The organism is Solirhodobacter olei (assembly GCF_004010155.1).
In the GTDB taxonomy this organism is placed as follows: Bacteria; Pseudomonadota; Alphaproteobacteria; order Rhodobacterales; family Rhodobacteraceae; genus Solirhodobacter; species Solirhodobacter olei.
The window spans coordinates 173,987-194,911 of record NZ_RRYH01000002.1; the positions used below are offsets into that span (position 1 = coordinate 173,987).

At 65.5% G+C, this 20,925-nt stretch carries 24 protein-coding genes; 9 read left to right on the forward strand and 15 right to left on the reverse strand.

Translation table 11 applies throughout. The annotated features are described in order from the left end of the window. Window positions 1-120: 120 nt before the first annotated feature. Window positions 121-366 (forward strand): hypothetical protein, encoded by a 246-nt coding sequence (locus tag EIP85_RS00850; RefSeq protein ID WP_127900241.1) that lies wholly within the window; start codon window positions 121-123, stop codon window positions 364-366. Between the two features lie 228 nt (window positions 367-594). Here the strand turns inward: EIP85_RS00850 and EIP85_RS00855 are convergent, their stop codons facing one another. From EIP85_RS00855 to iscR, 10 genes are all read right to left on the reverse strand, one after another. After that, window positions 595-954 (reverse strand): BRCT domain-containing protein, encoded by a 360-nt coding sequence (locus tag EIP85_RS00855; RefSeq protein ID WP_127900242.1) that lies wholly within the window; start codon window positions 952-954, stop codon window positions 595-597. Window positions 955-1,043: 89 nt separating this feature from the next. Continuing rightward, a complete protein-coding gene (locus EIP85_RS00860; RefSeq protein ID WP_127900243.1) occupies window positions 1,044-2,387 on the reverse strand; it encodes a tyrosine-type recombinase/integrase in 1,344 nt (447 codons plus the stop codon). Window positions 2,388-2,706: 319 nt separating this feature from the next. Then, window positions 2,707-3,927: a cysteine desulfurase gene (locus tag EIP85_RS00865; protein WP_127900244.1), complete on the reverse strand. Its 1,221-nt coding sequence runs from the start codon at window positions 3,925-3,927 to the stop codon at window positions 2,707-2,709. Continuing rightward, window positions 3,927-4,514, reverse strand: coding sequence for a Yip1 family protein (locus EIP85_RS00870; RefSeq protein WP_127900245.1), 588 nt, complete (start codon window positions 4,512-4,514; stop codon window positions 3,927-3,929). Before EIP85_RS00870 ends, EIP85_RS00865 begins: the two co-directional genes overlap by 1 nt. Then, window positions 4,511-4,996, reverse strand: coding sequence for a YIP1 family protein (locus EIP85_RS00875; protein WP_127900246.1), 486 nt, complete (start codon window positions 4,994-4,996; stop codon window positions 4,511-4,513). The genes EIP85_RS00870 and EIP85_RS00875 overlap by 4 nt, the downstream gene beginning before the upstream one ends. After that, on the reverse strand, window positions 4,996-6,285 hold the full coding sequence (gene sufD / locus EIP85_RS00880; RefSeq protein ID WP_127900247.1) for a Fe-S cluster assembly protein SufD: 1,290 nt from the start codon (window positions 6,283-6,285) through the stop codon (window positions 4,996-4,998). Before sufD ends, EIP85_RS00875 begins: the two co-directional genes overlap by 1 nt. Next, entirely contained in the window at window positions 6,285-7,040 is a 756-nt protein-coding gene (gene sufC, locus EIP85_RS00885; RefSeq protein ID WP_127900248.1) for a Fe-S cluster assembly ATPase SufC, read from the reverse strand. Before sufC ends, sufD begins: the two co-directional genes overlap by 1 nt. Window positions 7,041-7,126: 86 nt before the next feature. Then, window positions 7,127-8,650, reverse strand: coding sequence for a Fe-S cluster assembly protein SufB (sufB, locus tag EIP85_RS00890; RefSeq protein WP_127900249.1), 1,524 nt, complete (start codon window positions 8,648-8,650; stop codon window positions 7,127-7,129). A 39-nt stretch (window positions 8,651-8,689) separates the two neighbouring features. After that, a complete protein-coding gene (locus tag EIP85_RS00895) occupies window positions 8,690-9,733 on the reverse strand; it encodes a cysteine desulfurase family protein (protein ID WP_127900250.1) in 1,044 nt (347 codons plus the stop codon). Window positions 9,734-9,801: 68 nt separating this feature from the next. Then, window positions 9,802-10,263 carry a Fe-S cluster assembly transcriptional regulator IscR gene (gene iscR, locus EIP85_RS00900; protein WP_127900251.1) on the reverse strand — a complete coding sequence of 154 codons (462 nt, stop codon included), beginning with the start codon at window positions 10,261-10,263 and terminating at the stop codon, window positions 9,802-9,804. 182 nt (window positions 10,264-10,445) lie between these two features. Here iscR and EIP85_RS00905 point away from each other — a divergent pair, with 182 nt between their 5' ends. The 4 genes from EIP85_RS00905 (at window position 10,446) to EIP85_RS00920 (ending at window position 13,474) form a co-directional block, all read left to right on the forward strand. Beyond that, window positions 10,446-11,099, forward strand: a complete 654-nt coding sequence (locus EIP85_RS00905; RefSeq protein WP_127900252.1) for an alpha/beta hydrolase — start codon at window positions 10,446-10,448, stop codon at window positions 11,097-11,099. A gap of 7 nt (window positions 11,100-11,106) precedes the next feature. Then, window positions 11,107-11,364, forward strand: a complete 258-nt coding sequence (locus EIP85_RS00910; protein WP_127900253.1) for a hypothetical protein — start codon at window positions 11,107-11,109, stop codon at window positions 11,362-11,364. Between the two features lie 178 nt (window positions 11,365-11,542). Then, window positions 11,543-12,151 carry an HD domain-containing protein gene (locus EIP85_RS00915; RefSeq protein ID WP_127900254.1) on the forward strand — a complete coding sequence of 203 codons (609 nt, stop codon included), beginning with the start codon at window positions 11,543-11,545 and terminating at the stop codon, window positions 12,149-12,151. A gap of 108 nt (window positions 12,152-12,259) precedes the next feature. Continuing rightward, on the forward strand, window positions 12,260-13,474 hold the full coding sequence (locus tag EIP85_RS00920; protein ID WP_127900255.1) for an NADP-dependent isocitrate dehydrogenase: 1,215 nt from the start codon (window positions 12,260-12,262) through the stop codon (window positions 13,472-13,474). 101 nt (window positions 13,475-13,575) lie between these two features. On the opposite strand, the gene EIP85_RS00925 is transcribed toward EIP85_RS00920, so the two are convergent. Beyond that, window positions 13,576-13,905 (reverse strand): ASCH domain-containing protein, encoded by a 330-nt coding sequence (locus EIP85_RS00925; protein WP_127900256.1) that lies wholly within the window; start codon window positions 13,903-13,905, stop codon window positions 13,576-13,578. Window positions 13,906-14,147: 242 nt separating this feature from the next. Here EIP85_RS00925 and typA point away from each other — a divergent pair, with 242 nt between their 5' ends. Then, entirely contained in the window at window positions 14,148-15,968 is a 1,821-nt protein-coding gene (gene typA, locus EIP85_RS00930; RefSeq protein WP_127900257.1) for a translational GTPase TypA, read from the forward strand. 72 nt (window positions 15,969-16,040) lie between these two features. On the opposite strand, the gene EIP85_RS00935 is transcribed toward typA, so the two are convergent. Together EIP85_RS00935 and EIP85_RS00940 are read right to left on the reverse strand one after the other, a co-directional pair. Continuing rightward, the gene (locus tag EIP85_RS00935; protein ID WP_127900258.1) at window positions 16,041-16,835 is read right to left on the reverse strand and encodes a class II glutamine amidotransferase; all 795 of its coding nucleotides are present in this window, start codon (window positions 16,833-16,835) and stop codon (window positions 16,041-16,043) included. Continuing rightward, window positions 16,836-17,042 (reverse strand): DUF6356 family protein, encoded by a 207-nt coding sequence (locus tag EIP85_RS00940; protein ID WP_127900259.1) that lies wholly within the window; start codon window positions 17,040-17,042, stop codon window positions 16,836-16,838. It abuts the gene before it with no gap. Between the two features lie 136 nt (window positions 17,043-17,178). On the opposite strand from EIP85_RS00940, the gene EIP85_RS00945 reads away from it, so the two are divergent. Beyond that, complete coding sequence (locus EIP85_RS00945) at window positions 17,179-17,637, forward strand: Lrp/AsnC family transcriptional regulator (protein ID WP_127900260.1); 459 nt, start codon at window positions 17,179-17,181, stop codon at window positions 17,635-17,637. A gap of 6 nt (window positions 17,638-17,643) precedes the next feature. On the opposite strand, the gene EIP85_RS00950 is transcribed toward EIP85_RS00945, so the two are convergent. Then, complete coding sequence (locus EIP85_RS00950) at window positions 17,644-18,819, reverse strand: FAD-dependent monooxygenase (protein ID WP_127900261.1); 1,176 nt, start codon at window positions 18,817-18,819, stop codon at window positions 17,644-17,646. An 87-nt stretch (window positions 18,820-18,906) separates the two neighbouring features. After that, window positions 18,907-19,329, reverse strand: a complete 423-nt coding sequence (gene dksA / locus EIP85_RS00955; protein WP_127900511.1) for an RNA polymerase-binding protein DksA — start codon at window positions 19,327-19,329, stop codon at window positions 18,907-18,909. A gap of 179 nt (window positions 19,330-19,508) precedes the next feature. Here dksA and EIP85_RS00960 point away from each other — a divergent pair, with 179 nt between their 5' ends. Further along, complete coding sequence (locus EIP85_RS00960) at window positions 19,509-20,348, forward strand: AAA family ATPase (protein WP_127900262.1); 840 nt, start codon at window positions 19,509-19,511, stop codon at window positions 20,346-20,348. A gap of 105 nt (window positions 20,349-20,453) precedes the next feature. Next, window positions 20,454-20,906, forward strand: coding sequence for a GNAT family N-acetyltransferase (locus EIP85_RS00965; RefSeq protein WP_127900263.1), 453 nt, complete (start codon window positions 20,454-20,456; stop codon window positions 20,904-20,906). Window positions 20,907-20,925: the final 19 nt, after the last annotated feature.

Here is a 20,925-nt window from a genome sequence, read left to right on the forward strand (position 1 = left end):
CAACGCTGGAACGGTTAGTCGCCGCCGCTAGCGGCCAAATGATGCCGCAAGTTGTGTCCAGTTGCCGATGCTCAATTTTGCGGGCATGCTGCCTTAGTCGAATGGGGCGGAGCGAACGGAATGGCCGGTGAGATCAAGATCAGCATCACTGAAGTGGTATTCGACTCAGGACCAATGGCGACTATTCGCTTCAGGCTCGATGATCGGCAAGTAGAGGTCCCAGTGAGCCCAGAAATTAAAGCCTACTTTGACGCACAGTTTGTGAGGCCAAACCCCACAGCACAGCAAAGGCGGCGAATGGGCACTCTCCTGAACTTGATGCGCGCCGCCTACCAAAAAGGCTGGAAAGATGCGGTGGGCGAATGATGGGCGACCCGACAAAGGCCGCGATCATTCTTGGCTTGTGCATCGTGTTCGCCGCCGTGATCTTGGTTTACTTTAGCTCATACCACTCATGTATGCGCTGGAACAAAGCTCATGGGCTTGACCTGACCGCTTCCGCCTGCATCGGTCGCTGAGGGACATCACCTCCTGCTAAATTCAGAGGGCAGCAGCCTCGGCCCTCATCGACTCTGCGACGAGGCGCATCGGCGCCTACAGAACTTCACCAGTGTTCAGCATGTGCCGAAACTCCTCTGCGCCAACGACGCGCACCCCTTGCTCTTCGGCCTTCGCAAGCTTCGAGCGGCCAGCGCCGAGGGGACCACAGCAAAGGTGGGTGGTACTGCGGACGATACCGGAATTCACGCCGAAGCCGCTGGCCTTCGCCGCCTCCTTAAGCTCGCTGGCTTCCGCATCCGTGAATCCGGAAAAGCAAACACTGACTGAAGGCTTGGGCTTGCGCAGGCGCCTGTCATGCTGGCTGATCAGTGCCCATGCCTCGGCTTCGGTCATCTCCGGGGTTTCGGGAATCTCCTTCTTGCGCAAAACGGCGACGACTTTGTCCGACAGCATGGCGTACCTCCTACGAACGTATGGCCATGGTGTCGGAACGCCCCCATCTATGCAACCTTGCCGTGTTAGGGAGAAGCGGGAGGATCGGCTTATTCGGCGCCGGACTCGCGATACCAAGCCGCCACAGCCGCGCCGTCTTTGGCCCACTCCGCATTGCGACGCTTTTTGTCTGCATTCTCAATGAATTCCCGTTCGGCCTTGATGTCGTTAAGTGACATGGACTGGTCCGCGTCGTCTTGATCGGCCCGAAGCAGGAACGGGGTGTCAGCGTCGATGCCTGAGACAAATTGTCCCCACTTTTCCATGACTTCCCGGCGCTTATTAAACAGAGTTGAGCGAAAATAGTCCTTCTCCACCCCCCCTTTGACCTTGTGGTCTAGGGCGAGTTCCGCTGTTAGCCTGTCGCAGGCATCCGTCTCGCCCGCCCAGTCTCGGAAAGTCGAGCGTAAACCGTGAGCAGTAGAAGGGATGCCCGAGTTCTTGAGCCAGTTGTTGAACACGTTTTCCGTCATGATTCCAGCTTTGTACGCCTTCGAGTTAGGAAAGACGTATTCATCTGGGCCATACCTCTTGGTCTGCAACCGCGCTAGTTCGAGTTGCACTTGCGCTGCCGATGACAGCGGCACAGCGAAGGGGTTGCCACTCTTCATCCGGCCTTCACCCATGGACCACACGTCGCCTTCGACTTCCTTCCACGTCATGGTGCGGACCGGACGAATGCGAGGGAGAGTCAAGAGGTAGAATTTGAACGCCAAGTGCTCGAGGCTCTCGGACAGGCTCTTGTAGAGCTTCGGAGCGTCCAAATAGTTTAGGGCAGCGTGGTGCGCTGGCTTGTGCCCGTGGTTCCCCAACAGCTTTGCTACATCGTCCGTGACGTTCGCGTTGACAGCGGGGTCGCGCACCTTCGCGAATTCTAATGTGGCCTTGATACGGGGACGCACTTTCTTAGCCGTAGGCTGGTTGTCATGCCAAAGCGGCCTAAGGACGGCCTCCACGTCATCAACCGTGATGTCACGGCATCGCAATTTTCCAAGGCGGCCGAACGCATGTAGCTCCAAGGTGCGCAGCCATTCGCCGGACTGGTTCTTGCCTCGTAGGCCGGGCTTCTTTGACTCATACGTTAAGTTGGCGGCTTCCTTGAACGTCAGGAACTTTTGGCCACGCCCCCTGATGTTCGCAACCACGTCGCGCGGGCTTTGACCTGCCGCCACCGCCGCGCGGCAGTCGGCGGCGATCTGTCGGGCGCGTTCAAGGGAGACCGCAGGGTACGGGCCAAGTCCGGTCTTGGATGGCATCCCCGGACGCTGGCAGCGGAAGTACCAGCTTGCTGAATTGGGCCCTTCGCGAACAAACCAGAGGCCTCCACCGTCGCATATGTCCTTCTTTCCATCGCCGCGTAGCTGGCTGTCCTTGAGGCGGTTGAGCGCACCCATTCTACCCCCGCATTTCTGTACTTATTTCTGTACTTATTCGCACCTGTACCCCCTGACGGGGGCGTTGTCCAGATCAACCGTAACGGTCTAACATACCGTTATATAATGCGAAAAATGTCACGAGCGGTGACAGGATCACTCTCGCATTAGTTGTATGTGATTCCTCTTGGGTGCGCCACTTCCCCTCAAACCGCAGAACAGCGTCTCGATTGGATGATTCCGCGTCCCGGCGCAGGCTACGGGGGGTCGCCCGTTCCGGCCCCCGTTCCGTCCTGCTTCAGCGCATCGGCAGCGCCGGGGCGCCGCGCATGGCCGGGCCTCAGGCAAAGAGGTCCCGGCACAGCTCCAGCGCATCGATCAGCGCGTCCACCTCTCCTTCGGTGTTGTAAAGCCCGAAGGAGGCGCGACAGGTCGCCGTCACGCCCAGATGCTCCATCAGCGGCTGAGCGCAGTGATGGCCCGCGCGCACCGCCACGCCCTTCTTGTCCAGCACGGTGGAGATGTCATGCGCATGCGCCGGCCCGTCGAGGGTGAAGGAGAAGATCGCCCCCTTGTCGGCCGAATTTCCCTGCACCTGCAGCCAGTTCAGCCCGCCGAGCCGCTCGCGCGCATAGTCGCGCAGGGCCCGCTCATGCGCCGCGACATTCTTCATGCCGAGACCCATCAGGTATTCCAGCGCCACCCCGAGGCCGATCTGGTTGACGATCCCCGGCGTGCCCGCCTCGAACTTCATCGGCGGGTCGGTGTAGCTGACTGCCTCGCGCGTCACCTCGCGAATCATGTCGCCGCCGCCAAGAAAGGGCCGCATCTCCGCCTGCCGCTCCCTGCGGATATAGATCCCGCCGGAGCCGCTGGGACCGTAGAGCTTGTGGCCAGTGATGGCGTAGAAATCGCAACCGATCGCCTGCACGTCGACCGGGCCATGCACGGCCGACTGGCTGCCGTCGACCAGCACCGGCACGCCGCGCGCCCGGGCGCCCTTGCAGATCGCCGCCACGTCCACCCGCGTGCCCAGCACGTTCGACATCTCGGTAATGGCGACCAGCTTCGTCTTCGGCCCGATCGCGTCCAGCACCGCCTGCGGATCGAGGTCGCCGTTCGCGTCGATCTCCACCCATTTCAGCACCACGCCCTGCCGCTCGCGCAGGAAATGCCAGGGGACGATATTGGCGTGATGCTCCATCACGCTCAGGACGATCTCGTCGCCCGCCTGAAGCCGCGGCGCCGCCCAGGCGTAGCTGACGAGGTTGATCCCCTCCGTCGTGCCGGAGGTGAAGACGATCTCTTCCGGGGTGGCCGCGTTCAGGAAGCGGGCGATGATGCCGCGCACGGCCTCGTATTTATCGGTCGCGAGGTTGGACAGGTAGTGCAAACCACGGTGAACATTGGCGTATTCCATCGAATAGGCCTGGGTGATCGCGTCGATCACCACCTTCGGCTTCTGCGCCGAGGCGCCGTTGTCGAGATAGACCAGCGGGCGGCCATTCACCTGGCGGGCAAGGATCGGGAAATCCTGCCGGATCGCGTTCACGTCGTACATCATGCCCCTCCCGGAAGGCCGGTAAGAAAGAGAGAGATCAGGAAGCTGATCGTCAGGATCAGCACCACGCCCGCGCCGATGACCCCGGCGAAGACCTTCCAGATATTGGTGAAGCCGTGCAGCTCGGCGGCGAAATTGGTCAGAAGCCCCAGCAGCACGACGATGGAGAGCAGCCCCAGCATGTCCGCCAGGGGCGGCAGCAGCAGGTAAAGTACCGTCTGCGCCGCCGCGAAGCCCAGCATGATGACCTGAAGCCAGACCACCAACGCCATGGCGCCGGACCAGTCGCCATGCCCGCCAAAGGCCCGCCCGATCCCGGCCAGCGCCGCGACCGTCAGCACCAGCGTCGCGAATTGTATCGCCGCCATCAAAAGCGGCGCCCCTGCGATCACCACGAAGGCGCCGCGCGCGCCGCCACCGATGTAGATCTCGGCAAAGATCATCAGCACCGAGACGATGGCGACCAGCACCATCCCCTCCCACAGCACGAGGTCGCTCAGCTTCATGTTCAGGATCGCGCGCGCCGCCGCCCGCGGACTGGTCAGCGATTCCCGCGCCAGTCCCCACCAGTCGGTCCGCGCGTTCATTCGGCTCTCCCCTCGACGGCCCGGATGCCGCCGATCCAGATCCAGAGGAACGCGGCCAGCACGATCCAGCTCACCGCCTCCTGCACCATCCCCGGCCCGAAGATCGCGTAGACCGCGCCCCAGACCAGCATCAGCGGGCTCGTCGCCAGCATCGCCCAGAACAGCGCCAGCCGTTCGCCGAACCAGCTGCCCCGGCCGCGAAACGCCTTGGCGCCAAGCCGCACCAGCGCCGCCAGCCCGTAGGCGAACAGCGCCTGGATGATGATCGCCATGACCTCGCCCGCGGCGAAACCCGAAAGCCCCGCTTCGGGCGCCGCACGCGCCATCTCCGCCATCCGCGGCCATTGCGCCAGGAACCCGATCCCGATCGCCATCGCCAGGAACACCAGCGCCCGATCCTCGCGCGGCCCCATCGCCAGCAGGCCGCGCATGACCACGCGCGGCTGCCGGTAGCTTCTCAGGATATCCGCGCTGACCGACATCACCCCAACCTGCGCGCGAGCCAGGCCTCCAGCCGGGTGCGGATGTCTTCGGAAAGCGCCTCGTCCTCGATCTCCTCGATCGTCTGGGCAAGGAAGGCCTGCACCAGCAGCGCCTGCGCCGCCCGCTCCGGCACCCCGCGCGAGCGCAGGTAGTAAAGCGCCGTCTCGTCGATCGCGCCGGAGGTCGAGCCATGCGAGCATTGCACGTCGTCGGCGTAGATCTCGAGCTCCGGCTTGGCGAGGAACTGGCTGCGTTCGTCCAGCAGCAGCGACTGGCTGATCTGGTAGCCGTCGGTCTTCTGCGCGCCGGGCTTCACCAGGATCTTGCCCTGGAAGATGCCCTCGGCCCCGTTCATCAGCACCTTCTTGAAGACCTGGCGGCTTTCGCAGCGCTCGGCGTCATGGGTGATGAAGACGGTGTCGTCATGATGAAAACCGCCATCGCCCATCGCGGCACCGGCGATATGCGCGACCGAGTCGTCGCCGGTCAGCTCCACCACCGTCTCGTTGCGGGTCAGAACGCCGTTGGCGGTCAGCGTGAAGGTCTTGAACCGGCTCTCGGCGCCGAGGCGGGCGAAGAGATGCGCCGCCACGCGCCGCTCGTGGTCGCGGCCCTGGGTGCGGATGTGGTGGAAGGCCGCGCCATCGCCGACCTCGACCTCCAGCACGGTAGAGAAGCGCGCGGCCCCGGGGCCGCTTTCCAGCAGCGTCAGCTCTGCCCCTTCTTCCAGTTTCACGCAGTGATGGAGGATCGCGTCCGATGTCTCCGAAGCGTGGCGATAAACCAGGCTCACCGGCTTGGCGGCCTTGCCCGTCGCCCGGATCAGCACGCCATCGGTGGCGATCGCCGTGTTCAGCGCTGCGAAGGGCCGCGCGACCGGCGCCTGTCCCCGCGCCTCGAGCGCGCCGTAGAGGTCCTTGGCCCAGTGGATGTCCTGCGCCCCGGCCTCGGCCAGCCGCGTGATCTCCACCTCGGCCGCCGCCGGATCGTCCGAAGCGGCGGCATCGAAGACGCCATCGACGAAGACCAGCGTCACGCGGTCGATCTTGTCAAAGGCCGGCCGCTCGCCGCCATCGTCGAAGAGCGCCGCCGCCGGGGCCTCTGCGGCCGCCAGCGTGGTCGGGTCGGTCCAGCGCCAGTATTCGTCGCGCCGCCCGGGCAACCCCATCTCGGAAAGCCGCGCCAGCGCCGCCCCCCGCGCCTGCGCCAGCCACGCGCCGGAGGCGGGCAGCGAAAGCCCCTCCAGCCGCGCCTCGGTCGCCGCGCGCTTCGCCTGCGCCAGCGCCATCACATCACCTCCGCGAGGAGATCCGCATAGCCGTTCTTCTCGACTTCCAGCGCCAGCTCTGGCCCGCCGGTCTTCACGATCCGCCCGTCAGCCATGATATGCACGACGTCCGGCACGATATGGTCCAGAAGCCGCTGGTAATGCGTGATGACCAGGAACGACCGCCCTTCCGAGCGCAGCGCGTTCACCCCGTCGGCCACCAGCTTCATCGCATCGACGTCGAGGCCCGAATCGGTCTCGTCGAGGATGCACATCTTCGGCTCCAGGACCGCCATCTGCAGGATCTCGTTGCGCTTCTTCTCGCCGCCCGAGAAGCCGACGTTCACCGGCCGCTTCAGCATCTCGGCGTCGATCTTCAGCGCCTTCGCCTTCTCGCGCACGAATTTCAGGAACTCGCCCGCGCTCATCTCTTCTTCGCCGCGCGCCTTGCGCTGGGCGTTCACCGCGGTCCTGAGGAAGGTCATGTTGCCCACGCCCGGGATCTCCACCGGATACTGGAACGCCAGGAACAGCCCCGCCGCCGCGCGCTCCTCCGGCTCCATCTCCAGAAGCTCCTCGCCGTCCATCACGGCCGAACCGTCGGTAACCTCATATCCGTCCCGGCCCGAAAGCACGTAGGAAAGCGTCGACTTCCCCGAGCCGTTCGGCCCCATGATCGCATGCACCTTCCCGGTCTCCACGGTCAGGTTGACGCCCTTGAGGATCACCTTGTCCTCTTCCTCGAGCTTTACATGCAGGTTCTTGATCTCAAGCATCTTTTCCTCATCCGCTCCATGCGCGCGGCATGGGTGAAACTGCGCCCCGCGGGGCATTTGATCCTGTCGGGAACCGCGCCCCGCCGTCAGCCCACGCTGCCTTCCAGGCTGATGGCGACAAGGCTCTGCGCCTCCATCGCGAACTCCATCGGCAGCGCCTGCAGCACTTCCTTGCAGAAGCCGTTGACGACAAGCGCCACCGCCTCCTCCTCGTCCATGCCGCGGCTCCGGCAGTAGAACAGCTGGTCGTCGTCCACCTTCGAGGTCGTCGCCTCATGTTCCACGCGCGAGGAGTTGTTCTTCACCTCGATATAGGGAACCGTGTGCGCCCCGCACTTGTCGCCGATCAGCAGGCTGTCGCATTGCGTGTAGTTCCGCGCGCCCGTGGCCTTCGGATGGACCGAGACTAGACCGCGATAGGTGTTCTGCGCCTTGCCGGCCGAAATCCCTTTTGAAACAATGCGAGAGCGGGTGTTCTTCCCAAGATGGGTCATCTTGGTCCCGGTATCGGCCTGCTGCATGTTGTTGGCGATGGCGATCGAGTAGAACTCGCCCTGGCTGTCGTCCCCGCGCAGCAGGCACGAGGGGTATTTCCAGGTGATCGCCGATCCGGTCTCCACCTGCGTCCACATCACCTTGGCCCGCGCCTCACGGCAGTCGGCCCGCTTGGTGACGAAATTGTAGATCCCGCCCTTGCCCTCGGCGTCGCCGGGGAACCAGTTCTGCACCGTGGAATACTTCACCTCGGCGTCCTCGAGGATGACGATCTCGACCACCGCCGCATGAAGCTGTGCCACGTCCCGCTTCGGCGCGGTACAGCCCTCCAGGTAGCTCACGTAGCTGCCCTTGTCTGCGATGATCAGCGTCCGCTCGAACTGCCCTGTGTTCTCGGCGTTGATGCGGAAATAGGTCGAAAGCTCCATCGGGCAGCGCACCCCCGGCGGGATGTAGACAAAGGACCCGTCAGAGAAGACCGCCGAATTCAGCGTCGCGAAGAAGTTGTCGGACTGCGGCACGACCGAGCCGAGGTATTTCTTCACCAGCTCCGGATGCTCGCGGATCGCTTCCGAGATCGACATGAAGATCACGCCGGCCTTCTTCAGCTCTTCCTTGAACGTGGTGCCGACCGAGACCGAGTCGAAGACCGCGTCCACCGCCACCCTGCGCCCCTCGGCCGGCGTCTCCGCCGCGCCCTCGACGCCGGCGAGGATCATCTGCTCCTTCAACGGGATGCCCAGCTTCTCATAGGTCGCCAGAAGCGCCGGATCGACATCGTCGAGGCTCTTCGGCTTCTCCGCCATGCTCTTCGGCTTGGCGTAGTAATACTGGTCCTGATAGTCGATCTTCGGATAGTTGAGCATCGCCCATTTCGGCTCTTCCATCTGCTCCCAGCGGCGGAAGGCCTTCAGGCGCCAGTCGGTCATCCATTCCGGCTCGCCGTTTTTCTCCGAGATCAGCCGGACGATATCCTCGTTCACGCCCTTGGGCGCGTATTCGGTCTCGATCTCGGTGTTCCAGCCGTATTTATAGGTGCCGGACATCGCCTTGACGGTCTCGATCGTCTCCCGGTCGACCCCTTCGCGCACCTCGGACTTGTCCAGAGCTACCATATCTTTTCCTTCATACATCATGGGCTTGCGCCCAGAACCTCATGTCTTGCGCAAGCGCCGCTGCGCCTGCGCCCCCCAGGCCTCGGCGAAGCGCAGCACATCCTCGCGCTCCACCCCGGGCCCGATCGAAACCCTCAGGGCCGAGGCCGCGGCCTCGTCCTCATAGCCCATCGCCCGCAGCACCCGGCTCGGCCGGACCTTGCCGGACGAACAGGCCGACCCGGCCGAAACCGCGAATCCGGCAAGGTCCATCTGCATGACCTGCGTCTCGCCCTTCCAGCCCGGGGTGATGGCGCAGATCGTGTTCGGAAGCCGCGGCACCTCTTTCCCGACAATAATAGTCGTCTTTCCGGCCGAGGCCAATGCGTCTTCTAGAATATTTCTAACTTCGGCAACTTTTTCCCAGGTTCCGTTTGCCAGGTCCCGCGCCGCCGCCTCGGCCGCGGCGCCGAAACCGGCGATGCCGATGATGTTCTCGGTGCCCGAGCGGCGGCCCATCTCCTGCCCGCCGCCCCTGATGCGCGCCTCGACATCAAGCCCCCGCCGCAGCAGCAGAGCCCCCACGCCCTTGGGCCCGCCCAGCTTGTGGGCCGAGACGAACCCCATCTCGCAGCCGAGCCAGTTGAAGGCCACGGGCACCTTGCCGAAGCCCTGCGTCAGGTCACTGACGGCCAGCCCCTCGGGCAGATCCTGCAGGATCCCGGTCTCGGGATTGGCAAGTTGCAGCGTCGCCCGCGCCGGTTCCGCCACCCTCACCCGCCCGTCCCTCGCCACGGGCAGCGCGCCTTCGCACCATGCGGCGACCGCATCATGCTCGATCCCGGCACAGGCAAGGCCCCGCCCGGCAAGCGCCAGCGCCGCCGCCTCGGTCGAGCCGGAGGTGAAGACGATATCCGCCCCATCCGCCCCCAGCGCCGCCGCGATCTGCCCCCGTGCCTTCTCCACGATGGCCCGCGCCGCCCGCCCCTCAGCATGAACCGAGGACGGATTGCCGACAGCCTCCATCGCCGCAAGCATCGCCGCCCGCGCCTCGGCCCTCAGCGGCGCCGTCGCATTCCAGTCGAGGTAAAGCCGTTCCGCCACGCGCCCGCTTCTTCTGTCCAGAAATATCCTCGGGGATCCGGGGGCAGACGGCCCCAGGACCCGATCCCTCAGTCCTCGTCCACGACCCGGAACAGCGCCGGCACCGCCGGACAGGGCCGCATCTCGTTTCTCACCACATCCGCCAGCCGCGTCTGGTGCAGGAAGACGTAGACATGCGCCGACAGCCCCTCCCACAGCCGGTTGGTCAGCGATTGCGCCCGCGAGCCCGAGATCCCGCCCGAGGCCCCCGCGCCCTGGTGCATCGCGCTCACGGTCTCGTCCACCGCCTCCAGGATCTCGCTCACCCGGATCTCCGCGGGTTCGCGCGCGAGGCGGTAGCCGCCGCCCGGCCCGCGCACCGACACCACCAGATCCGCCCGGCGCAGCTTGACGAAGAGCTGCTCGAGATAGGGCAGCGAGATGTCCTGCCGCTTCGCGATCGCCGCCAGCGCCACCAGCTCATCTGCCGGCGCCAGCGCCAGATCGGTCAGCGCGACCATCGCATAGCGCCCCTTGGTGGAGAGTTTCATGCCTTCCTCCGCAGATTGACCGGCCAAAACCACGGCCGATATGGCCAAATCCATTGACGCGGGCGGCAAGGCCCCTTACCTCCTTGCCACCCGGCGCGATCCGGTTTGGAATGGTTCTAGGAAGTCCGAGCAATTCCGTCAAGAATGACGGCAGCTCAGGGACGCAGGAGATCAGGCACGCAATGCCCGAAGTGATTTTTCCGGGGCCGGAAGGCCGGCTCGAAGGCCGATATCACCCGCAGAAGGAAAAGGACGCGCCGATCGCCATCATCCTGCATCCGCACCCCCAGTTCGGCGGCACGATGAACAACAAGGTGGTCTATAACCTCCATTACGCCTTCTATAACCTGGGCTTCACCGTCCTGCGCTTCAATTTTCGCGGCGTCGGCCGCAGCCAGGGCGAATACGACCAGGGCATCGGCGAACTTTCCGACGCCGCATCGGCGCTCGACTACCTTCAGTCGATGAACCAGAACGCCAAGCACTGCTGGGTCGCGGGCTTCTCCTTCGGCGCTTGGATCGGCATGCAGCTTCTGATGCGGCGGCCGGAGATCACCGGCTTCATCTCGGTGGCGCCGCTCGCGAACATGTACGACTTCTCCTTCCTCGCGCCCTGCCCGGCCTCCGGCCTGATCATCAACGGCTCGGCCGACCGCGTGGCGCCTCCCAAGGACACGCTGGCGCTGGTCAACAAGCTGCACGAGCAGAAGGGCATCACCATCACCCACGAGGAAGTCGAGGGCGCGGGCCATTTCTTCGAGGAACCGCATATGGACACGATGATCTCCACCGTCTCCTCCTACGTGAAGCGCCGGCTCGGCGAAGCCTCCCGCTGAGGCCGCCATGGCGCTGATGGACGAACTGGCCGAGGACCTCGCCCGCAAGACCATGGCGGCGATGGACGAGATGGGAGACGACCGCTTCCACGAAAAGGTCAGCCGCGTCATCGGCGAGCTCTCGCCCACCCTGCAGGAGGCCTACATGACGGCGATGCGCCTCAGCCTGGCCTCCCGCCGCGGCCACGGCTTCCTGGACCGCGCCCTGGCCGCCCATCGCGGCGACGGCGCCGCCCCCGAAGCCCCCCGGGACACCAGCGTCTAAGCCCCCATCACGGCACCGGGCCAGCGCCCAGTCGTCCGGGCGGACGGGCGCTGGCCCGGCGGTGCTGCGCACCGCTGTTTCGGGCCGAGGCCTCCACCCACAGCCTCCGGCCTTTAACCCTCCCCCCGTTCCGCGCTACATCCCGCCCAGACCCGAAAGCGCAGGAGGCCACCCGCCAATGGACACCCCGGACCCACAGGCCAGCCGCCTCACCGCCCAGTTCGCCTTCCTGACAGAGGCCGACCGCCTCAAATCTGTCCTGCGCGCCTCCCCCCTCGCCGACGCCTCCCGCCGCGAGAACTCGGCCGAGCATTCCTGGCACCTCGCACTCTACGCCATGGCGCTTGCCGATCAGGCGGGGCCGGAGGTCGACATCAACCGCGTCCTGCGCATGCTCATCCTGCATGACCTGGTAGAGATCGACGTCGGCGACGTGCCGCTGCATTCCCAGGACGGCCAGGCCCATGGCTCGGCCGAGATCCAGGAGGCCGAGGCGAAGGCCGCCGCGCGGATCTTCGGCCTGCTGCCGCCTGACATCGGCGCGCCCTTCCTCGCCCTCTGGCAGGAGTTCGAGGCCGCCGAGACGCCCGACGCCGTCTTCGCCAAATCGCTCGACCGGACCCAGCCGGTGCTGCAGAACCTCGCCTCCGGCGGCGGCTCCTGGACGGAATACGGCGTCACCCTGCCCCAGATCGAGACACGCGTCGGCGTCAAGATCGCCCGTGGCGCGCCGGCGATCTGGACCCACCTCCACGCCCGGCTGCGGCAGGTCTTCGCCCGGGGTTGAAGCGGCGCTCTGAACGAAACGGTATACAACCGCATACCGCCTTCCCATCGCCCCCCTTTTCCGCTAAGACCCGCCGCAACGAATCCACGGCACAACCGAGAGGGGCCCATGACCAAGATCAAGGTAGCCAACCCCGTCGTCGAGCTCGACGGCGACGAGATGACCCGGATCATCTGGGACTTCATCAAGAAGAAGCTGATCCTGCCCTATCTCGACGTCGATCTGAAATACTACGACCTCGGCATCGAGGAGCGCGACCGCACCGACGACCAGATCACTGTCGACGCGGCCAACGCGATCGCGAAATATGGCGTCGGCGTGAAATGCGCGACCATCACGCCCGACGAGGCCCGCGTCGAGGAATTCGGCCTCAAGAAGATGTGGCGCTCGCCCAACGGGACGATCCGCAACATCCTGGGCGGCGTCATCTTCCGCGAGCCGATCATCTGCAGGAACGTGCCGCGCCTCGTGCCGGGCTGGACCAAGCCGATCGTCGTCGGCCGCCACGCCTTCGGCGACCAGTACCGCGCCACCGACTTCCTGTTCCCCGGCAAGGGGAAGCTGACGATGAAATTCGTCGGCGAGGACGGCACGGTGATCGAGCGCGAGGTTTTCGACGCTCCCGCCGCCGGTGTTGCCATGGGGATGTACAACCTCGACCAGTCGATCATCGACTTCGCGCGCGCCTCGATGAACTACGGCCTCGTCAAGGGCTGGCCGGTGTATCTCTCGACCAAGAACACCATCCTCAAGGCCTATGACGGGCGCTTCAAGGACCTGTTCCAGAAGGTCTTCGACGAGGAATTCGCCGACAAGTTCAAGAAGGCCGGCATCACCTACGAACACCGCCTGATCGACGACATGGTGGCGTCGGCGCTGAAGTGGTCCGGCGGCTACGTCTGGGCCTGCAAGAACTACGACGGCGACGTGCAGTCCGACACGGTGGCGCAGGGCTTCGGCTCGCTCGGCCTGATGACCTCGGTGCTGATGACGCCCGACGGGCAGACCGTGGAGGCCGAAGCCGCGCATGGCACGGTGACCCGTCACTACCGCCAGCACCAGGCGGGAAAGGAGACCTCGACCAACTCGATCGCCTCCATCTTCGCCTGGACCGGCGGCCTGAAGCACCGCGCCAAGCTCGACGACAACGCGGCGCTGCTGAACTTCGCTCAGACGCTCGAGAAGGTCTGCGTCCAGACCGTCGAGGACGGCTACATGACCAAGGACCTCGCGCTGCTCGTTGGGCCGGACCAGAAGTGGCTCACCACCATGGGCTACCTGGAGAAGGTCGACGAATACCTGAACAACGCGCTCGCCGGCTGATTGCCGCAAGAGTCCGGAAGACCACGCCCCTCGCCGCAAGGCGGGGGGTTTTTCGTGTGCCAGACCGAAGAGAGGGCCAGCAACCGCTGCTTCGGGCCGGGTTAGGCTCGATCCGCCAGCCGGAACTCCACCACCTGCACGATATCCGCCAGCGTGATCTCCGGGTAATGCTCCCGCATCCCGTCCAGCATCACCGGGTCCGGCCAGTCCGCCGCGCGGCCGACGAACGCTGCCGCCTCCGACAGCGGCATATCCGTGCAGCGCATCACCATGACGTCGGCAACCCGCCCCGACGCGCCCTCGCAGACAAACCGCAGCGCACCCGGCCGGATCACCTCCTCGCGCCAGCGGATGGTCGAGGTCTTCTCGCCGCTGAGGATCTCCGGGAAGAGCCTGGCCACCACCGGCAGGGTCTGAACATCGTCCGCCATGCCCCGCCATAACCGGCCCGCGACGACCGCTCAAGCGCACCGACACATTCAAAAAACCAAATCGGTGCAAAAGCGGTGTGAAAGCGGTGCTTTTACGGTATTCGCTTTTCCCAGCCTTCTTCGACGCTTACGGGCGCAAGCTGCGACATTCCCGCCGCAGCGCAGAAAACCGCCTGCCGATCTCCTCTGGCCTTTCCGCCCCACCTCGGCTATCGCCTCGCCCGAACCATACGAGATGACCCATGGACCTGCGCAACATCGCCATCATCGCCCACGTCGACCACGGCAAGACGACGCTGGTCGACGAGCTCCTGAAACAGTCGGGCGCTTTCCGCGAAAACCAGTCGGTGGCCGAAAGGGCCATGGATTCCAACGACATCGAACGTGAGCGCGGGATCACCATCCTCGCCAAGTGCACCTCGGTGGAATGGAAGGGCGCGCGGATCAACATCGTCGACACCCCCGGCCACGCCGACTTCGGCGGCGAGGTGGAGCGGATCCTCTCCATGGTCGACGGCGTGGTGCTGCTGGTCGACGCGGCCGAAGGCCCGATGCCGCAGACGAAATTCGTCACCTCCAAGGCGCTCGCCCTCGGCCTGCGGCCCATCGTCGTCCTCAACAAGGTCGACAAGCCCGACGCCGAACCCGACCGCGCCCTCGACGAGGTCTTCGACCTCTTCGCCAACCTCGGCGCCGACAACGAACAGCTTGATTTCCCTCATCTTTATGCCTCCGGCCGTGCCGGCTGGGCGGATACGGACCTCGACGGCCCGCGCAAGGATCTCTCCGCGCTCTTCGATCTTGTCCAGGCCCATGTCCCCGCGCCTACCCAGGTCGCGCGCCGGGCAGAGCCGTTTCGGATGCTGGCGACGACGCTCTCCGCCGACCCGTTCCTTGGCCGCATCCTGACCGGCCGGGTCGAATCCGGCACGCTGCGGGCCGGCGAGACGATCAAGGCGCTCAGCCGCACCGGCGACCGGCTGGAGCAGTTCCGCGTCTCCAAGATCCTCGCCTTCCGCGGCCTCTCACAGGCGCCGATCGACGTGGCGGAGGCGGGCGATATCGTCACCCTCGCCGGCATGTCGAAGGCCACCGTTGCGGACACGCTCTGCGCGCTGGAGGTCGACGCGAGCCTTCCCGCGCAACCGATTGATCCGCCGACGATTTCCGTCACCTTCGGGATCAACGACAGCCCGCTTGCCGGGCGCGACGGCAACAAGGTGCAATCCCGCGTCATCCGCGAGCGGCTGATGAAGGAAGCCGAGATCAACGTCGCCATCAAGGTCTCCGACACCCCCTCGGGCGAGGCCTTCGAAGTCGCCGGCCGGGGCGAATTGCAGATGGGCGTGCTGATCGAGAACATGCGCCGCGAGGGCTTCGAGCTGTCGATCTCCCGCCCCCGCGTCCTCTTCCGCGAGGAAGACGGCCAGCGGATGGAACCGATCGAGGAAGCCATCATTGACGTCGACGACGAATTCACCGGCGCGGTCATCGACAAGCTAACCGGTCAGCGGAAGGGCGAGCTGGTCGAGATGAAGCCGGCCGGAGTCGGCAAGACCCGCATCGTGGCCCATGTCCCCTCGCGCGGGCTGATCGGCTATCACGGCGAATTCCTCACCGACACCCGCGGCACCGGCGTTCTGAACCGAATCTTCCACGCCTGGGCGCCCTACAAGGGCCCGATCCAGGGCCGTCGTGCGGGCGTTCTGATTTCGATCGAAAACGGCACCTCCGTCGCCTATGCGCTCTGGAACCTCGAGGAACGCGGCCGCCTCTTTATCGGCGCGCAGGAGGCGATCTACGAGGGCATGATCATCGGCGAGCACAGCCGTGAGAATGACCTCGAGGTGAACCCGCTCAAGGGCAAAAAGCTGACCAACGTCCGCGCCTCGGGCACGGATGAGGCGGTGCGGCTGACCACCCCGGTGCGGATGAGCCTGGAAGAGGCGATCGCCTATATCGACGACGACGAGCTGGTCGAGGTCACGCCGAAGATCGTGCGGATGCGCAAGCGCTTCCTCGACCCGCATGAGCGTAAGCGCCAGGCCCGCACCACCGGCTGAAGCAGCGCCGGCAACCGATTGCCTTTAAAGAAAAAAGGGCCGCGGCCGGATGGGCGCGCGGCCCTGAGTTTTTCAGGCCGCAACCGAGATCGGCTTTGGGCTGAAAGGCTCCACCCGGACCGTTTCGCCCTCGAAAGTGCAGAACGATCCCTGGGGCACCGGCTCCCATCCGCCCTCGCCCGTCTCCAGCGGCTCGGACACAACGGCGCGGCCGCCGCGGCTGGCGCTCCATCGGTGATAGAGGGTGGGGGCGTGAGCATCGGTGCCGTAACGCACGGCATAGAGGCGCTTTCCATCGGACAGCGCAGCAGTCAGCCGGACATGCGGCGTGCCGCCCTTGGCGCGGCTCAGCGCCTCGAACCGGGCAACCGCGCGGGCGAGTGCGCCCGCAGGATCCGCATTCAGACCTTCGCCGAGGGCGACGAGGAAGAGGGCCTCGCTGTCCGTGGCCCCACGGCGGTGGCCGTAAAGCGCCTCTGGCACCATCATGTCGGCGTCGCGGCGGAAATGCTCGTAGCCGCCGATCTGGCCATTGTGCATGAAGGACCAGCGCCCCACCGCGAAGGGATGGCAGTTGTTGCGGCTGGTGGCGGTGCCGGTCGAGGCACGGACATGGGCGAGGAACAGCGGGGAGCGCACCTGCGCCGTCAGCGAGCGCAGGTTCGGGTCCGACCAAGCGGGATAGACGTCGCGGTAAAGCCCGGGCTCATCGCGCTCGCCGTACCAGGCGACGCCAAAGCCATCGGCGTTGATCGCCGTCTTGCCTTCTACGGCGTCATGACTCTGGGCGATCAGCGAATGGCCCGGCCGGATGACGATATCCTCAAGAAAGATCGCCGCGCCGATATAGGCGGCCCAGCGGCACATTCAATGCCCCCGGTTATGGGTGCGGGCATAGAGCCGCGCGACCGCCTTGCTTGCCGTCCGCTCGAAGCAGAACGGCAGCAGTGCATGGACCAGGGCCGCGCAGCCGGCGGCAAAGAGCGCCAGCGAGAAGCGCCCGGCAAAGGCCGCATGCTCCAGATAGCTTTCATTGACCGACCGCGGATGATCGAGAAAGAGTTTTCCCAGCAAGACCTGCCCCTATCTATGCTGCCCGTTCCGGGCATTTCACCTGCCAAAAGCATAGTACGGGCGCTGCGGGATTCGGTCACAAATTTTCATGTATTGCTGCTGGTCGCGTGGATGTTTTCCCATTAGTCTTTCCTGCATGGAGAGATTTGACACATTCGATCGCAAGATCCTCGCCCTTCTTCAGGCCGATGCGCTGCTGGCGCTGGAGGAGATCGGGACCCGTGTCGGTCTGTCCCGCAACGCCGTCTGGCGCAGGGTGAAGGCGCTGGAGGCCGCCGGCGTGATCCGCGCCCGCGTCGCGCTGCTGGAGCCGGAAGCCGTCGGCCTTGGCCTCACCGTCTTCATGCTGATCCGCACCGACACGCATACGCCCGACTGGCTGCAGAAATTCGCCAAGGCCACGCGCGACATGCCGGAGATCCTCGGTGCCTACCGGATGACGGGCGATCTCGATTACCTGATCCGTGCGCGGGTGGCAGATGTTAAGGATTACGACCGGCTCTACCAGGCGCTGGTGCAGCGGGTGGCGCTGGCAGATGTCTCCGCCAGCTTCGTGATGGAGGAGATCAAGGAAACGACGGAACTGCCGCTCTGACGCCTCCTAGCCCGTAGCCGTCACGTCGAAATCATAAAGCCAGTCGAACCGGCTGAGCGCGAGGCCCGGGGCGATACGCCCGCCGAGCCGCAGCGCCAGATGGCCGGCCAGCCGCATCGGACCCTTCAGGTGGTAATTGCGGGCATTGGCATTGGCGGCGGCGACGATCCGGGTCACGCGCGCCGCGCGGGCCTGCTGATAGGCGGCAAAGGCGGCCTCCGCGCTGTCGTGGCCGGCAAGCATCGCGGCCAGCACCCAGGCATCCTCCAACGCCATGTTGGCACCCTGCGCGAGGAAGGGCAGCGTCGGATGCGCGGCGTCGCCAAGGATCGCGGCACCGTGCCCATGCCAGCGGGCGGCGACGGGATGGCGGAAGAGGCCCCAAAGGTTGACAGCCTCCACCTGCTCCAGCCAGCCGGGGACCGGGCCGGAGAAACCCTCGAACGCCAGGCGAAGCGCCAGCGGGTCGTCGGTGGCCGACCAGCTCTCCTCCGCCCAGCGGTGGCGTTCCTCGACGGCCACGATGTTGCGCAGCCGCCCGCCGCGCAGCGGGTAGCTGACCAAGTGCCGCCCCGGCCCCATGAAGACCTGCGCCACCGGCTCCGCCCCCGCCTCGCAGGGGATCAGCGCCCGCCAGGCGACCTGATGGGTGAAGAACGGCGCGACGCGGCCGTTCAGCGCCTCGCGGGTGCGGGAATGGAGGCCGTCCGCCCCGATCAGCAGCGGCACCTCGATCTCTGCCCCCTGCGCGGTTGTCAGGCGCGGCGGATGCGCGCCGAGCGTGACCGTCTCCACCTTCTGCAGCAGGCGGATCCTCACTCCCGCGCCGCGCGCGGCCTCTGCCAGAAGGGCAATCAAGTCGGCACGATGGAGGAACAGATACTCGGCCGAGGGCTTCTGGCGGGCGAGATCCAGCCGCAGGACGGCCTCGCCCGTGGGACCGTCGCGCAACGTCACGGCCACCGCGCGGGTGCCGACCGCCGCAAGAGCCTCTCCCAGCCCCAGCGCCTTCAGCACCGCCACGCCATTGGGCGAGATCTGCAGCCCCGCGCCGACCTCTGCGATCGCCTCGGCCTGTTCCATAACGGTGACCTGCGCGCCCCGCCGTGCAAGCGCCACCGCTACGGCCAACCCGGCAACGCCGCCGCCCAGCACCGTGATCCTCTGTCCGATCAGCGACATCCCTGCCCCGCCCAAGTAAAACGCCGGAACCTCTCGGCCCCGGCGCGGATCATCCCTTTCGGCCCCCCGGGGGGAGCCGGCGCATCGTCAGTCGTCGCGGTGGACCCGTTCGCGGCGCTCGTGCTTCTCCTGCGCTTCCAACGTCATGGTCGCGATCGGCCGCGCGTCCAGGCGCTTGAGGCTGATCGGTTCGCCAGTCACCTCGCAATACCCGTATTCGCCGTTCTCGATCCGCCGCAGCGCAGAATCGATCTTCGCCACCAGCTTGCGCTGCCGGTCGCGGGTCCGAAGCTCCAGCGCACGGTCGGTTTCCTCGGAGGCGCGGTCGGCCAGGTCGGGGACGTTGCGGGCGCTGTCCTGCAGCCCCTCGATCGTCTCCCGGCTGCCGTTCATCAGGTCGGCCTTCCACATCATCAGCTTGCGGCGGAAGTACTCGAGCTGACGCTCATTCATGAAGGGTTCGTCTTCGGCCGGACGGTAATCTTCAGGAAGAAAAACCTCAGCTTTCATGTCAGCCCTCTCCTTGTGGCCGGCATCAGCGGAAATATGGTCGATTGGCATCCGGCACCTCTACGGCGCTCCCATAACCTATGGAGGGGGGGTTGTCACTAGGGCAAGCAGCGCATTGCCGCAATTTCGCCCTGTGCTAGAACCGGGTGAGGCAAATTGGCGAACTCCCGGCAACAGTTATGAAATTCACATCGACCGACCGCTACGTGGCCCCCGAGGATCTGACGCTTGCCGTTAATGCCGCGGTGCAGCTTGAACGGCCTCTGCTGGTCAAGGGCGAGCCCGGCACCGGCAAGACGGAGCTGGCGCGGCAGGTCGCCGCCAGCCTCGGGCTGGAGCTGATCGAATGGCACGTGAAATCCACCACCCGTGCCCAGCAGGGGCTTTACGAATATGACGCCGTCAGCCGCCTACGCGACAGCCAGCTTGGCGACGAGCGGGTACATGACGTGCGCAACTACATCCGCAAGGGCAAGCTTTGGCAGGCGTTCGAGGCGCCCTCTCGCGTGGTCCTCCTCATCGACGAGATCGACAAGGCCGATATCGAGTTTCCTAACGACCTGCTGCAGGAACTCGACCGGATGGAGTTCCACGTCTACGAGACAGCAGAGACGGTGCGCGCGGCCCGGCGGCCAGTCGTCATCATCACCTCGAACAACGAGAAGGACCTGCCGGACGCCTTCCTGCGCCGCTGCTTCTTCCACTACATCCGTTTTCCCGAGGCCGAGACCCTGCGGCGGATAGTCGAGGTCCACCACCCCGGCATCAGGCCCGCGCTGCTCGCCGCCGCGCTGGAGCGCTTCTTCGAGATCCGCGAGACGCCCGGGCTGAAGAAGAAGCCTTCCACCTCGGAACTGCTGGACTGGCTCAAGCTGCTTCTGGCCGAGGATCTTTCGCCCGCAGACCTGAAATCCGACGGGCGGACTCTGCTGCCTAAGCTGCACGGCGCGCTTCTGAAGAACGAACAGGACGTGCATCTCTTCGAACGGCTCGCCTTCCTCGCCCGCGGCCAGCGCTAGCCGCATAAACCCCGTCACGGCAAAGCGGCCCCTTCCCCGAACGGGGCGGTTGTGATCTGCTGACGCCACGCCGGGGTGCGCGCCGCCCTGCCCTGTGTTCGGAGAATGCCCATGCCCGCCGTCACCATCCGCCCGCTCGAAGCCCGGGACGAGGCCGAGTGGCGCCGGCTCTGGACCGCCTATCTCGACTTCTACGAGAGCAAGGTGCCCGAGGAGGTCTATGCCACGAGCTTCGCCCGCATGCTTTCGGGTGCGGCGGGCGAGTTTCGCGGGCTGATCGCAGAGGTCGACGGCAGGCCCTGCGGCCTGGTCCACTACCTGTTCCACCGCCACGGCTGGAAGGTGGAGAATGTCTGTTACCTGCAGGACCTTTACGCCGATCCGGAGGTGCGCGGCAAAGGCGTCGGCCGCGCGCTGATCGAGGCGGTCTATGCCGCCGCCGATGCCGAGGGCGCACCTGCCGTCTATTGGATGACGCAGGAGTTCAACGGCACCGCCCGCCGGCTTTATGACCGGATCGGCACGCTGACGCCCTTCATCAAGTACAGCCGCCCGTGAGGCGGGCGGCATCCCTCGC

What these genes read in the sequence shown, in the direction of transcription:
- EIP85_RS00850 (WP_127900241.1), top strand. Translation starts at nt 121, where the DNA reads ATGGCCGGTGAGATCAAGATCAGCATCACTGAAGTGGTATTCGACTCA.
- EIP85_RS00925 (WP_127900256.1), bottom strand. Translation starts at nt 13,905, where the DNA reads ATGGCGGACGATGTTCAGACCCTGCCGGTGGTGGCCAGGCTCTTCCCG.
- typA (WP_127900257.1), top strand. Translation starts at nt 14,148, where the DNA reads ATGGACCTGCGCAACATCGCCATCATCGCCCACGTCGACCACGGCAAG.
- dksA (WP_127900511.1), bottom strand. Translation starts at nt 19,329, where the DNA reads ATGAAAGCTGAGGTTTTTCTTCCTGAAGATTACCGTCCGGCCGAAGAC.
- EIP85_RS00965 (WP_127900263.1), top strand. Translation starts at nt 20,454, where the DNA reads ATGCCCATGCCCGCCGTCACCATCCGCCCGCTCGAAGCCCGGGACGAG.
- iscR (WP_127900251.1), bottom strand. Translation starts at nt 10,263, where the DNA reads ATGAAACTCTCCACCAAGGGGCGCTATGCGATGGTCGCGCTGACCGAT.
- EIP85_RS00910 (WP_127900253.1), top strand. Translation starts at nt 11,107, where the DNA reads ATGGCGCTGATGGACGAACTGGCCGAGGACCTCGCCCGCAAGACCATG.
- EIP85_RS00920 (WP_127900255.1), top strand. Translation starts at nt 12,260, where the DNA reads ATGACCAAGATCAAGGTAGCCAACCCCGTCGTCGAGCTCGACGGCGAC.
- EIP85_RS00860 (WP_127900243.1), bottom strand. Translation starts at nt 2,387, where the DNA reads ATGGGTGCGCTCAACCGCCTCAAGGACAGCCAGCTACGCGGCGATGGA.
- EIP85_RS00935 (WP_127900258.1), bottom strand. Translation starts at nt 16,835, where the DNA reads ATGTGCCGCTGGGCCGCCTATATCGGCGCGGCGATCTTTCTTGAGGAT.
- EIP85_RS00960 (WP_127900262.1), top strand. Translation starts at nt 19,509, where the DNA reads ATGAAATTCACATCGACCGACCGCTACGTGGCCCCCGAGGATCTGACG.
- EIP85_RS00855 (WP_127900242.1), bottom strand. Translation starts at nt 954, where the DNA reads ATGCTGTCGGACAAAGTCGTCGCCGTTTTGCGCAAGAAGGAGATTCCC.
- EIP85_RS00915 (WP_127900254.1), top strand. Translation starts at nt 11,543, where the DNA reads ATGGACACCCCGGACCCACAGGCCAGCCGCCTCACCGCCCAGTTCGCC.
- EIP85_RS00950 (WP_127900261.1), bottom strand. Translation starts at nt 18,819, where the DNA reads ATGTCGCTGATCGGACAGAGGATCACGGTGCTGGGCGGCGGCGTTGCC.
- EIP85_RS00945 (WP_127900260.1), top strand. Translation starts at nt 17,179, where the DNA reads ATGGAGAGATTTGACACATTCGATCGCAAGATCCTCGCCCTTCTTCAG.
- EIP85_RS00865 (WP_127900244.1), bottom strand. Translation starts at nt 3,927, where the DNA reads ATGTACGACGTGAACGCGATCCGGCAGGATTTCCCGATCCTTGCCCGC.
- sufC (WP_127900248.1), bottom strand. Translation starts at nt 7,040, where the DNA reads ATGCTTGAGATCAAGAACCTGCATGTAAAGCTCGAGGAAGAGGACAAG.
- EIP85_RS00875 (WP_127900246.1), bottom strand. Translation starts at nt 4,996, where the DNA reads ATGTCGGTCAGCGCGGATATCCTGAGAAGCTACCGGCAGCCGCGCGTG.
- EIP85_RS00905 (WP_127900252.1), top strand. Translation starts at nt 10,446, where the DNA reads ATGCCCGAAGTGATTTTTCCGGGGCCGGAAGGCCGGCTCGAAGGCCGA.
- sufB (WP_127900249.1), bottom strand. Translation starts at nt 8,650, where the DNA reads ATGGTAGCTCTGGACAAGTCCGAGGTGCGCGAAGGGGTCGACCGGGAG.
- EIP85_RS00870 (WP_127900245.1), bottom strand. Translation starts at nt 4,514, where the DNA reads ATGAACGCGCGGACCGACTGGTGGGGACTGGCGCGGGAATCGCTGACC.
- sufD (WP_127900247.1), bottom strand. Translation starts at nt 6,285, where the DNA reads ATGGCGCTGGCGCAGGCGAAGCGCGCGGCGACCGAGGCGCGGCTGGAG.